The following is a 12,295-nucleotide window of genomic DNA, read 5'->3' on the forward strand; positions in this document are numbered from 1 at the left end:
GCCGGTACATCGATGCCCGTCGCCACCGACGCCCACCCCTCACCCAACGGCGACGGGCTGATGCACCGGCACGGCCCCGACCCACCCACCGAACCGCACCCGCACCCGCGAACGCACCCGCACCCGCACCCGCACCCGCACCCGCGAACGCCAGCGCGAGCGAACCCGCTACGCGGTACACCCCGCCCGCCCCGAAGCCAGCGTCACGCAAGCCTTCGCGTCACCGGCGCCCTTCACCACGACCATCGGCGTGTACGTGTCCACGTCCGTGCCCACCACCGCCGTCCGCTTCGCCCCGGCCCCCGCCGACACCTCGACCCGGTCCCCCGCCGCCGCCCGCGCGACACGGGCCCAAGCCGCCCCGCACGTCCTGCTGTACCGCACCTCCACCAGCGTGGTCCCCACCGTCACGCTGGTCGCCGTCGTGGCCAGCCGACCGCCGCAGCCCATCTTCTCGGGGTCCTTCCCCGCGCAGGAGGCCCCACTGCACTTCACCCCGGGCGGCAGGACGATCCGCGGACTCGCGGAGACCGCCGGCGTCTTCGGCGTGGCGCCCGGGTCCTTCTTCCCCCCATCGCGGGTGAGCCAGACAGTGGCCGCGACGACGGCCAGGGTCCCCACGACAGCGGCGACGAACACCGTCAGCCGCCGCTTCCGCCGCGCGGAGCCCTCACCCCGTCCGGCCCCGACGGGCCGCGCGTCCTGCGGCTCCGGCGCCCCGGCCGCGGGAGCCGACGTCACCGGACCGAACTCCCCCGGCACAGCCCGCGCCCGGGAGATCCGTATCGCCTCCATCGTGGTGTCGTGACGCGTCTCCGAACGGCTCCAGGCACGCTCGGCCAGCTCCCACATGGTCGCCAGATGCACGGGGTTGGCCCCGGTCACCTCGGCCAGCGCGACGACCGCTCCCTTGGGCGCGAGCAGGCCGGCGCTCAGGTAGCGGTCCCAGGATGTCCTGCTGTAGCCCGTGCGGTCGGCCACGGCCACGACATCCAACCCGCTCCGGTCGACGAGCAGTCGAAGCTGCCCGACCAACTCCGTAACCCGCGGGTCGAGTTCGCCCGGCAAGGCCTTCCAACGAGGCATCGATTTCCCCCACTCCCCCAGTACACGCCAGTGTTCCACCAGTACAGACCACAGGGCAGAGGACAAGGCGGCGAGGGCGGCAACGACGGCTGCGCGAGCCGCAGTTGTACGGTTCCCGTCATACGGCGCGCACACCGTGCCGGAATGGTCACTTCCGTGCCACAGCGGACGGCAAGCTGTTGAACAGGCCGTTCTCGTGCACAAGGGTTGACCCCGGGCGGAACACTCGCCCGATCGCGGCCCGTCCTTGACTCGGGGGAGGGGACGGGCCGCCCTCATTCCCGAGAACGACGAGGCCCGCCCTCCCCGAAGGAGAGGACGGGCCACCGGAACGCACAGCCGGGACGGCACGCACGCGCGTGCCGTCCGCGGTTCAGCGGACCGTGAAGTGCAGGGTGTCGTCGAGGAACGGGATCTCCAGCAACGGGTGGGGCTGGGCCATCAGCGCGAGCACCACGATGGCGATGCCCAGGACGCTGTAGGTGAGCATGTCCGTGAAGCGGGAGCGGACCGCGAGCATGCCGACGCTGGGCAGCATCCATCGCATCACGGCACCCGCGAGCAGCGCGGCGCCGATCAGGATCGTGCCGACGCGGAACACGTCGAGCGCGGTGAGCAGCAGGCCGAGCGCGACGGCGGACAGCACGGTGAGGATGGGCCACTGGCGCGCGGGCGCCGGGGCGTCCCCGGACGCGGCCCGGCCGCCGCCCTCGGGCCGTGCCGTGTCCCGGGTGAACAGCGGGAAGCGCCGTGTGGTGCGCCGCGGCTCGCCCTGGGCGTCGGGCGCGCTGATCGCGTCCCGGACGGTCATCCCGTCCGGCTCGTCGCCCTCAGCCTCAGCCGCGCCTCCACCGGCAACGTCGGCCCCGGACTCGGCCTCGGTGTCACTCTCAGCCTCAGCCTCGGACACGGCCCCAGACCCAGACCCAGCCTCGGCCCCGGCATGAACCTCGGTCTCCGCCCCGACCTCCGTCTCGGCCCCGACCTCTGTCTTCGACTCGGTCTCGATCTCGCTCTCCTTCTCGGACACGGACCGCACACCGGCCCCGGCCCCCCGACTGTCAGAGCCCCCGGCCACGGAACCACCCTCCGCGCCCGCGCCCGCGGAAGCAGAGGTCCCCCCAGAGGCGGAAGCAGAAGCGGAAGCCGCCACGGAAGCGGAACCCGAGTCACGCCCCCCGGTGACAGCGGCGCGCAGCGCGCTCTCCGCCTCCCGTACGGCCGACTCGGTGCCGCCGCGCGCCGCGCCGGCCCCGGACTCGTGGGCGTTGCCGTCAGCCGACACTGCGTTCCGCCGCTTCCACCACGTTGACGAGCAGCTGGGCCCGGGTCATCGGGCCGACACCGCCCGGGTTCGGGGAGATCCAGGCGGCGACCTCGGCGACGTCGGGGTGGACGTCGCCGACGATCTTGCCCTCGGCGCTGCGCGAGACACCGACGTCGAGGACGGCGGCGCCCGGCTTCACGTCCTCGGCCCGGACGAGGTGCGCGGAGCCCGCGGCGGCGACGATGATGTCGGCGCGCTTGAGGTGCGCGGAGAGGTCACGGGTACCGGTGTGGCACTGGGTGACCGTGGCGTTCTCGCTGCGCCGCGTCAGCAGCAGCGGCATCGGACGCCCGATGGTCACACCGCGGCCGACGACCACGACCTCGGCGCCCTTGATCTCCACGCCGTAGCGGCGCAGGAGCGTGAGGACGCCGTTGGGGGTGCAGGGCAGCGGGGCGGGCTCGTTGAGGACGAGACGCCCGAGGTTCATCGGGTGCAGGCCGTCCGCGTCCTTGTCCGGGTCCATCAGTTCCAGGATGCGGTTCTCGTCGATGCCCTTGGGGAGCGGCAGTTGGACGATGTAGCCGGTGCAGGCGGGGTCCTCGTTCAGCTCGCGGACCACCGCCTCGATCTCTTCCTGCGTCGCGGTCGCGGGCAGTTCGCGCTGGATGGAGGCGATGCCGACCTGGGCGCAGTCGCGGTGCTTGCCGGCGACGTACTTCTGGCTTCCGGGGTCGTCCCCGACCAGAACCGTCCCGAGGCCGGGCGTGACGCCCTTCTCCTTCAGGGCCGCCACGCGGACGGTCAGGTCGGACTTGATCGCGGCTGCGGTGGCCTTGCCATCGAGAATCTGGGCGGTCATGCCCCCCATCCTCCCGGATGACGCGGTCCAGGTTCCAATCCGGGGCCGCGGGGACCCCGCAACAGCCGTTCAGCGGCCGTTCTGTGGCTTTTCCGTTGTCTTTCGGCCGCCTCCCGGAAGCCGCCGGGTGCCCGATTCACCCGTATCCGGCCATGATCACTCATGTTGCACTTGGACAACACATACGGAATGGCGCTGGACAAGTAAGAGAGTGCTAAAGAACGATGAGCACCACAGTGTCGCGGGCAGTACCGGGGGGACGGACCGCTCTGTAGAAATTCCTCCGAACCGTGCCGCGCGTAGTCCCCGCATCAGGCAACGGAGGAAACCCGCCATGAGTTTCGGCGACCCGAACAACCCCTACGGCCCGCCGCCGCCGCAGCAGCCTCCCGCCGCCCCGCCGGGCCCTCCCGGTTACGGGTACCCGCAGGCCCCGCCGACCGTGCCCCCGCAGGGCTACGGCTACCCGCAGCAGCCCGCGTACCCCGGCTACCCGGGCGACAACATGATGCCGCAGACCATGCCGGGCCTGATGACGACCGCGCGCGTGCTGCTCTACATCGTGGCGGGCGTGCAGATCCTGATCGGCATCTTCGCCATCTTCGGCGCCGCGACGATCAACGACGCGTCCAACGCGGGCGAGGACACCTTCGGCGACAACGGCCTGTCCGACATCGGCCACGCCTCCGCGGGCATCATCTTCGTGTTCGCGCTGATCTTCCTCGGCCTCGCGGCTCTGTCGATCACCCTGGGGGTCAAGTTCACCAGAGGCGGCCAGGGCATCCGGATCACCACCATGGTCTACGGCATCCTGGGCTCCCTGCTGGGCTTCCTCGGCCTGATCAACGCGGCGGACGTCGGCTCCTCGGCGTCGCTGGTGTTCTCGCTGCTGTGGATCGGCTTCGGCGGTGTGATGGCGGCGGCGATGATCGCGCCGTCCGGCACCGCGTGGTTCAACCGTCCCCGCTACTGAACGATCCGGTACGCGCCGAGGGCCGTGTCCCACCCTGTGAAGGGGGACACGGCCCTCGCGCATGGGCACCGGATCAGTGGAAGAAGTGCCGCGTCCCGGTGAAGTACATCGTGATGCCGGCCTTCTTCGCGGCCTCCACGACCAGCTCGTCGCGGACGGAGCCGCCGGGCTGGACCACGGCCTTGACGCCCGCGTCGGCGAGGATCTCCAGGCCGTCGGGGAACGGGAAGAACGCGTCCGAGGCGGCGTAGGAGCCGCGGGCGCGCTCGGCGCCGGCCCGCTCGACCGCGAGCTTCGCGGAGTCGACACGGTTGACCTGGCCCATGCCGACGCCGACCGAGGCGCCGTCCTTGGCGAGCAGGATCGCGTTGGACTTCACGGCGCGGCAGGCGCGCCACGCGAACGCCAGCTCGTCGAGCTCGCCCTCGCTCAGGGCGTCACCGGTCGCCAGCGTCCAGCTCGCCGGGTTGTCGCCGGGGGCCTGGAGCCGGTCGGTGACCTGGAGGAGCGCGCCACCGTCGACGGGCTTGATCTCGACCGGGTCGGCCGGGGCGTTGTGGGCCCGCAGCACCCGGATGTTCTTCTTCTTGGCGAGGGCCTCGAGGGCGCCGTCCTCGTACTCGGGCGCGACGATGACCTCGGTGAAGATCTCCGCGACCTGCTCGGCCATCTCCTTGGTGACCGGACGGTTGACCGCGATCACACCGCCGAACGCGGACAGCGGGTCGCAGGCGTGCGCCTTGCGGTGCGCCTCGGCGACGTTCGACGCGACGGCGATCCCGCACGGGTTGGCGTGCTTGATGATCGCGACGCAGGGGTCCTCGTGGTCGTACGCGGCACGGCGGGCGGCGTCCGTGTCCGTGTAGTTGTTGTACGACATCTCCTTGCCGTGCAGCTGCTCCGCCTCGGCGAGACCGCCGGTGCCGGAGGTGTAGAGCGCGGCGGGCTGGTGCGGGTTCTCGCCGTAGCGCAGGGTGTGCGCGCGCTCCCAGGTGGCACCGAGGAAGTCGGGGAACTGCGACTCGTCGACCGGCGCGTACGAGGAGGCGAACCAGGAGGCGACGGCGACGTCGTACGCGGCCGTGTGCTGGAAGGCCTCGCCGGCGAGCCGCTTGCGGGTGTGCAGGTCGAAGCCGCCGCTCTGTGCGGCGACGAGGACGTCGCCGTACCGGTCGGGGCTGGTGACGACGGCGACGGAGGGGTGGTTCTTGGCCGCGGCGCGGACCATCGAGGGACCGCCGATGTCGATCTGCTCGACGCACTCGTCGGGGGTCGCCCCGGACGCCACCGTCTCCTTGAACGGGTAGAGGTTGACGACGACGAGGTCGAAGGGCTCGACACCGAGCTCGGCGAGCTGCTGCCGGTGGCTCTCCAGGCGCAGGTCGGCGAGGATCCCGGCGTGGACCTTGGGGTGCAGGGTCTTGACCCGGCCGTCCAGGCACTCGGGGAAGCCGGTCAGTTCCTCCACCTTGGTGACGGGCACCCCGGCCGCGGCGATCTTCGCGGCGGTGGACCCGGTGGAGACGAGCTCGACGCCGGCCGCGTGCAGCCCGCGGGCCAGCTCCTCGAGACCGGTCTTGTCGTACACGCTGACGAGCGCGCGCCGGATGACCCGCTTGGTGCCCTCGGTGCTCTCGGCCGTGACTGTGCTGTCGGCGGTCACTGGATAACTACCTTTCGTCCCTCAATGCGATAGCCGTTGCGGGCGAGCCGCCCCACGACATCGACGAGCAGCATGCGCTCGACTTCCTTGATGCGCTCGTGCAGAGCGCTCTCGTCGTCCTCGTTGCGGACCTCGACCACGCCCTGGGCGATGATCGGTCCGGTGTCGACGCCGTCGTCGACGAAGTGGACGGTGCAACCGGTGACCCGGGCTCCGTACGCGAGCGCGTCACGGACGCCGTGGGCGCCGGGAAAACTGGGGAGCAGCGCGGGATGGGTGTTGACGAACCGTCCGCCGAACCGGGCGAGGAATTCCTTCCCCACGATCTTCATGAACCCGGCGGACACGACGAGATCGGGCTCGTACGCGGCGGTCGCCTCGGCGAGCGCGAGATCCCACTCGTCCCGGCTGCCGTGGTCCTTGACCTTGCACACGAAGGTCGGGAGCCCGGCACGCTCGGCCCGCGCGAGCCCCTCGATGCCGTCCCGGTCGGCTCCGACGGCCACGATCTCGGCACCGTAGGCCGCTGAGCCGGCCTCCGCGACGGCGTCGAGCAGTGCCTGCAGATTCGTACCTGATCCGGAGACCAGCACGACGAGGCGCTTGGTCTTGGCCACGAGAGGGCCCTTTCTCGGGGGAGCGTTTGTACGGTCGTACGAATGCTTCGCGCCCCGGGATACGGGGAAGTCTACGAAGCGGCCGACCGTCAGCAACGATACCGGCACACCGGGCGGCCCCCACGGGACGGGGGCGAGGCCGGAAGGTAGCGTCTGGGGAGGATCCACCCGGGAACGCCTCCGGCACGGGGAACGCCCTGTGCACGTGAGACGTTGGTCTGGGACCAGAACGAACGTCCGGGGCATGGCCCCGGCACCACCCGCGGCTCGGGTTCCGGAGACCTCCGGAGCACGCGTCCGGGGGTACGAAACTCGGGGCGCGAGTCCGGAGTGCGAAGCTCGGGGCGTCGGTCCGGGGCGGACCGGCCCGAGGCGTCAGCCCGGGAGGACCGGCTCGGGGCGCGCGTCACGAGCGCGAAACTGTGTGAACACGCCGCCTGCCGGAACCACCAAGGGGAAGACGCTCACCTGATGCCGGACCGCAGTCTCCGACTCCCTCCGCTCCTGCTGCGCGAGCGGCGCTCTTCGTCCACCCCGCCGAGGCCGGGCGGAGACGGCTCCGCAGGCGGGCCCGGCTCCGCGGACGGGAACGGCGGCGGCTCGGCGGGCGGCAGCGGCGGCCCCTCGGACGAGCGCGGACCCGACGCGCCCGACACTCCCCCGTCCGACACTGCCCCGTCCGGCCCGGCCTCCTCCGGCCAGGAGGACAATCCGTTCGCGCCGCCGCCGGAGGGGACACCCGACCGGCCCTGGCAGCCGCGCCGGCACGGACAGGGCTCCGGTGAGGACGACGGGGACGGACAGCAGGGCTCCGGCCACTCGCCCTGGGGCAGTCAGTGGAGCGACCGGCAGCCCGGTCCCTCCAGCGGCGGCGGTTTCGGCGACCGGCCGGGCGCGCCGCAGGGGCAGCAGGGCGGCCCCGAAGGCCCTGGCGGCACGCCGGGCGGAGGAATGCGCTGGGACCCCACGGACCCGGCCCAGCGTCGCGCCCGTTACGCGCTGCTCTCCGGCATGTGGGCGTTCTTCTTCGTCCTCTTCGGCTGGCCGTACGTGGCCCTGCTGCTCGGGGCGCTCGCCCTGTACTGGGGCACCAGCGCGCTGCGTTCCAAGGCGCGTACGCCGGACCCCGACACCCCGGCTCCCGATCCGAACACCCGCCCGCAGAAGACCGCCGCGGTGAGCGGCATCGTCACCGCGTCGCTGGCCATCGTGCTGGTCGCCGGGGTCTTCACCGCCCGCCTCGTCTACAGCGACTACTACTCCTGCACGAACGACGCCCTGACGACCGCCGCGAAGCAGTCCTGCAACGACCTTCTCCCGAAGGACCTGCGCGGACTGCTGGGCACCCACAACTGACGACCGGTCTCCCGCCCGGACCGTCCCCGGGCCGGAGACCGGTCCGCCGCCGGAACCCGCGAGGGCGAGGGGCGGTCCCGGGTCAGCGGGGCCAAACGCTGTCCAGGTCGTCCGGGTCGGGGTTCTCCGGCCCGCCCTTTGTCCAAGGCCCCCGCCCCTCCGCACTCCCGGACGACTCCCGGCGCCCCGGTCCGTTCCGGTGGGCGGGGCCCTCCGGGTGCTCCAGGCCGTTCCGGTGGGCCGGGCGGCCTTCGGGATTCTCCTCGTCCGCCGGGTCCCCCCGGTCCTCGGGACTCTTCCCCTCCCCGGGGTCCCCCGAGTCCTGCGACTCCGGCCCAGAAGGGCCGTCCGCCTTTCGCAGGGCCTCCCGGCGGGTCTCCCTCGATGCTTCCCCGTGCCAGGCGCCCGCCGCGGGTTCCCCCGGCAGAGGGTCGTACGGCTCGAAGGGGTCGTAGCTGTCGTACGGGTCGAAGGGGTCGTAGGGGTCGTACGGATCGAAGCTCTCGACGACGGACGCCAGTACCGCGGGGTCGGCCCGGCCGGCGGTGGACGGCGCCCCCTGGAGCGGAACCGGTGTCGGCAGCGGCATCGCGGAAGCGCCGCTCCGCCCCGGCAGCCAGGCGCGCATCCGCGGCCGCGGTGTCCACCCGGTCCCTCGCGGGCCCCGGTGGACACCCGCGCCCCCGGCGGCCGCGTCCGCCCGGTCCCGCCACACGACCGCGCCCGCCGCGACCGGAATCCCGACGACCGCCGTCCACACCGCCGTCACGGGCCCCACCTGCCACCACAGCGGCCCGACATGAGTCAGGGCACGGACCCCCAGCGGCCCCCCGGCCAGCCCTGCGAGCACACCGAGCGCGACACCGCACCATCCGGCGGCGATCGAGACGACGGCCACCGCCCGCCCGAGCGGCCGGGCCTCCTCCCGGCCCGGGGTTCCTCGTACGGTCCCCGCCCTCACCGCGAACCACGCCACCGTCACCCCGGCGGCCAGCGGCACCAGCGCGCTCAGCCAGGGCGGCGGCGCCGCGGATCCCGCCTGCGGCAAGGCCGCGAGCAGCGGAAACGCGGGGAGCGGATCGGCCGGTGTGTGCGTCCCCGAGACGCCCGCGGTCAGCGGACCGGCGACATGACCCGCGCTCAGGACGACACCGGGTCCGAGCCCGTACGCCGTTCCCCACACGGCCGCGTTGGGCGCCAGGACCAGACACAGCAGCAGCACGGCGAACCGGCCCGACCACCCCCCGGTGAGCTGCACGAACGCGGCGCGGGCCGTGTCCCCGTGCCACACGAGCGACGCCGCCACGAGCAGGGCCCCGCCTCCGACGAGGACCGCGACCCCGGCCGCGGCGGCCCGCGCCGCACCGCCGAGCACCCGGTCGTCGGCGACGGCCGGACGGCGCACGGCCGGGACCGGGCGCCCTCCGGTTCCCGGAAGCATCCTCGTGGCCCGCCGTCCCCGGAACGGGCTCGGCCCCCACGGCCTCCCGTACGCCGTCCAGACCCCGGCTCCCGCGGCGATCACCGCGAGAAGGGGCAGGCAGATCACCGCCCAGGCCCAGGAGGGACGCAGCGTCCCGCCGGAGGCGTACAGCACGGCGGCCCAGCCGACGGACAGATAACCGGCGACGACCCCGGCCCACGCCGTGCGCGGCGACGACTCCGACGAGACGTCGGCCGCCTCCCGTGCGGCCCGGTGCAGCAGCCACACGGGGAGAGCGAGCAGGAGAAGCGGCGTCACCCCCACCGGCATCGGCAGGCCGGACAGGGTGTCGGTGCGGATCAGCTCCACGCCGTGGGCGAGCAGCCAGAGGGCGGCGGCGACATGCAGCGCTCCGCCCGGCCCGCTGTCCGGGTACGGCGAGCTGATCCACAGCATCATGACGAGGATGGCGAACGAGGCGAGCCCGAGCCCCGCGGCGACGGCGCCGCCCAGGAGGCTCGCGGCCAGTCCGGGTGATCGGCCGCGCATCCGGGTGAGCAGGAGCGACAACGAGAGCCTGCGGTCGGTGATTTGGGTCACGGCTCCCATGCTCCCAACGACACGCGCTTTCTCGTCGTAACAGGCGAACCCTGGATGTGTCGCTCAATATGCAGTTATGTACTTTTTCGTACGAAGGGGCGGTCTGTGGAACCCGACCTGACACAGAGCCCCGCCACCCCGCTGCCGGCGCCCAAGGAGCGCCGCCGTCTGCGCGAGAGCCGGTCGCTGACCCAGACGGACATGGCCACCCGGCTCGGCGTCAGCCGGGCGACGGTGCGCTCGTGGGAGTCCGGCCGTTCGACCCCGCGCGGCCGCATGCGGGAGGCGTACACGAGGCTGCTCGCGGCCGGCCCGGCCGACGCCCGGCCGGAGGTGACCGTCCCTCAGGAGGTCATCAGCTCCGGACTGGTGGGCGCGGGGACGAGCCGCGAAGCCCGGTCCGGTACGGGAAGGAAGCGTTCCGCCCGAGCCGGGGAGCGGCCGGGCCGGAAGCGGGCCGAGGGGCGGCTCACCGAAGGGCTGCCCACCGAGGAGTGGCTCGTCGAGGACGCCCGCGCCGGACTCTCGGAGCCTTCGCTGACGCCCGCTCAGGCCTTCGACGCCCTCTACGCGTTCTGCGCCCCCGCCCTCGTACGACAGGCCTATCTGCTGACCGGGCGGCGCGAACTGGCCCGCGAGTCCGTGGAACGGGCGTTCCAGGAGGCCTGGTACCGCTGGCCCGAGGTGGCCGTGGACCCGGATCCCGCCGGATGGGTGCGCGCGACGGCCTACGAGTACGCGCTCTCCCCCTGGCACCGGCTGCGCCCCCGCTACCGTCACCCGGAAGCACCACCCTCCGGCGCCGCCGACCGTGCCCTGCTCGACGTACTCCTCGAACTGCCGCCCGTGTACCGGCGCACCCTGGTGCTGTACGACGGCGTGGGGCTCGGGCTGCCGGAGACCGCGGCCGAGACGGAGGCGAGCACGCCCGCGGCGGCCAACCGGGTGCTGCACGCGCGCGAGGCCGTCGCCGCACAGCTGCCGGAACTGTCGTCGCCGGAGGACCTGCACCGGCGGCTCGCCGAACTCGCGAGCGCGGAGCGGCTGCGCGCGGCGAAGCCCCGCACGGTCCGCTGGTACGGGGAGCGCCGGGCCCAGCAGTGGACCCGGGCGGCCATCGCCTTCACGGTCCTGCTGATCGGGGTGACCGCCCTGACGATGGGTACGGCCCCGGACCACTACGAGGCCCCCCTCGCGCCGCCGGAGACCATTCACGGCCTGCCGCCCAAGGCCGCCCCCGGGCCACTGTCCTCGGCGGAGCTGAAGCTGCGCGCCAGGCTGAGGTCCCAGGAGATGAACGGCCCGGAACGGCTGATCCCGGAGACCCGCTGACACCGCTGACGCCCGCGAAGCCCGCGAAGCCCGCGAAGCCCGCGAAGCCCGCGAAGCCCGCGAAGCCCGCGAAGCGGAACGCCCGTGACCGCGTCGCGGGTGCCTCAGGTGACCCGAGTGACCTGAGTGATCCGAGTGCCCCGGAACGCCCGTGACCCATGACGCGGAACGCCGGTGGGCCCGCACCCCCGAAAGGGTGCGGGCCCACCGGCGTTCGGTCGAGCGTCGGCTCAGCCCGCGAGGATCTCGCGCGCGAGCTTGGCCGTCTCGGTCGGCGTCTTGCCGACCTTGACGCCCGCGGCCTCGAGGGCCTCCTTCTTCGCGGCGGCCGTGCCGGAGGAGCCGGAGACGATGGCGCCGGCGTGGCCCATGGTCTTGCCCTCGGGCGCGGTGAAGCCGGCGACGTAGCCGACGACCGGCTTCGTCACGTTCTTCGCGATGAAGTCCGCCGCACGCTCCTCGGCGTCGCCGCCGATCTCGCCGATCATGACGATCAGGTCGGTGTCGGGGTCGGCCTCGAACGCGGCGAGCGCGTCGATGTGCGTCGTGCCGATGACCGGGTCGCCACCGATGCCGACGGCGGACGAGAAGCCGATGTCACGGAGCTCGTACATCATCTGGTACGTCAGCGTGCCGGACTTCGAGACCAGGCCGATGCGGCCCGGCTTCGTGATGTCGCCCGGGATGATGCCGGCGTTGGACTGACCCGGGGTGATGAGACCGGGGCAGTTCGGGCCGATGATGCGGGTCTTGTTGCCCTTCGACTTCGCGTACGCCCAGAAGGCGGCGGAGTCGTGGACGGCGATGCCCTCGGTGATGACGACCGCGAGGGGGATCTCCGCGTCGATCGCCTCGACCACGGCGGCCTTGGCGAAGGCCGGCGGCACGAAGAGGACGGACACGTTGGCGCCGGTCTTCTCCATGGCCTCGGCGACCGTGCCGAAGACGGGGATCTCGTTGCCGTCGATGTCGACGGACGTGCCCGCCTTGCGCGGGTTCACGCCACCGACGATGTTCGTCCCGTCCGCGAGCATGAGCTTGGTGTGCTTCATACCCGTGGCACCGGTCATGCCCTGGACGATGACCTTGCTGTCCTTGTTGAGGAAGATAGCCATG

The 12,295-nt window shown here is 72.7% G+C and carries 10 protein-coding genes; 3 read left to right on the forward strand and 7 right to left on the reverse strand.

The genetic code is table 11. The annotated features are described in order from the left end of the window. Positions 1 to 168 precede the first annotated feature (168 nt). The 3 genes from ACFYW9_RS36610 to ACFYW9_RS36620 form a co-directional block, all read right to left on the reverse strand. The gene (locus tag ACFYW9_RS36610; protein WP_389159421.1) at positions 169 to 1,086 is read right to left on the reverse strand and encodes a DUF2690 domain-containing protein; all 918 of its coding nucleotides are present in this window, start codon (positions 1,084 to 1,086) and stop codon (positions 169 to 171) included. Between the two features lie 373 nt (positions 1,087 to 1,459). After that, positions 1,460 to 1,897 (reverse strand): DUF3017 domain-containing protein, encoded by a 438-nt coding sequence (locus ACFYW9_RS36615; RefSeq protein ID WP_387300143.1) that lies wholly within the window; start codon positions 1,895 to 1,897, stop codon positions 1,460 to 1,462. A 463-nt stretch (positions 1,898 to 2,360) separates the two neighbouring features. Beyond that, entirely contained in the window at positions 2,361 to 3,215 is an 855-nt protein-coding gene (locus ACFYW9_RS36620) for a bifunctional methylenetetrahydrofolate dehydrogenase/methenyltetrahydrofolate cyclohydrolase (RefSeq protein WP_168531814.1), read from the reverse strand. 334 nt (positions 3,216 to 3,549) lie between these two features. On the opposite strand from ACFYW9_RS36620, the gene ACFYW9_RS36625 reads away from it, so the two are divergent. Next, entirely contained in the window at positions 3,550 to 4,188 is a 639-nt protein-coding gene (locus tag ACFYW9_RS36625; protein ID WP_389159422.1) for a hypothetical protein, read from the forward strand. Positions 4,189 to 4,261: 73 nt separating this feature from the next. Here ACFYW9_RS36625 and purH read toward each other — a convergent pair whose 3' ends face one another. Further along, a complete protein-coding gene (gene purH / locus ACFYW9_RS36630) occupies positions 4,262 to 5,851 on the reverse strand; it encodes a bifunctional phosphoribosylaminoimidazolecarboxamide formyltransferase/IMP cyclohydrolase (protein WP_389159423.1) in 1,590 nt (529 codons plus the stop codon). Next, positions 5,848 to 6,468, reverse strand: a complete 621-nt coding sequence (purN, locus tag ACFYW9_RS36635) for a phosphoribosylglycinamide formyltransferase (protein WP_328671011.1) — start codon at positions 6,466 to 6,468, stop codon at positions 5,848 to 5,850. The genes purH and purN overlap by 4 nt, the downstream gene beginning before the upstream one ends. Positions 6,469 to 6,939: 471 nt before the next feature. Between purN and ACFYW9_RS36640 the strand changes: the two genes are divergently transcribed. Beyond that, complete coding sequence (locus ACFYW9_RS36640) at positions 6,940 to 7,824, forward strand: hypothetical protein (RefSeq protein ID WP_389159424.1); 885 nt, start codon at positions 6,940 to 6,942, stop codon at positions 7,822 to 7,824. A gap of 82 nt (positions 7,825 to 7,906) precedes the next feature. Here ACFYW9_RS36640 and ACFYW9_RS36645 read toward each other — a convergent pair whose 3' ends face one another. After that, positions 7,907 to 9,856 carry a DUF6350 family protein gene (locus ACFYW9_RS36645; protein WP_389159425.1) on the reverse strand — a complete coding sequence of 650 codons (1,950 nt, stop codon included), beginning with the start codon at positions 9,854 to 9,856 and terminating at the stop codon, positions 7,907 to 7,909. Between the two features lie 108 nt (positions 9,857 to 9,964). Between ACFYW9_RS36645 and ACFYW9_RS36650 the strand changes: the two genes are divergently transcribed. Next, entirely contained in the window at positions 9,965 to 11,179 is a 1,215-nt protein-coding gene (locus ACFYW9_RS36650) for a helix-turn-helix domain-containing protein (protein WP_389159445.1), read from the forward strand. 230 nt (positions 11,180 to 11,409) lie between these two features. On the opposite strand, the gene sucD is transcribed toward ACFYW9_RS36650, so the two are convergent. Beyond that, a complete protein-coding gene (gene sucD / locus ACFYW9_RS36655) occupies positions 11,410 to 12,294 on the reverse strand; it encodes a succinate--CoA ligase subunit alpha (protein WP_261705930.1) in 885 nt (294 codons plus the stop codon). Position 12,295 lies beyond the last annotated feature (1 nt).

The organism is Streptomyces sp. NPDC002698, from assembly GCF_042888945.1.
In the GTDB taxonomy this organism is placed as follows: Bacteria; Actinomycetota; Actinomycetes; order Streptomycetales; family Streptomycetaceae; genus Streptomyces.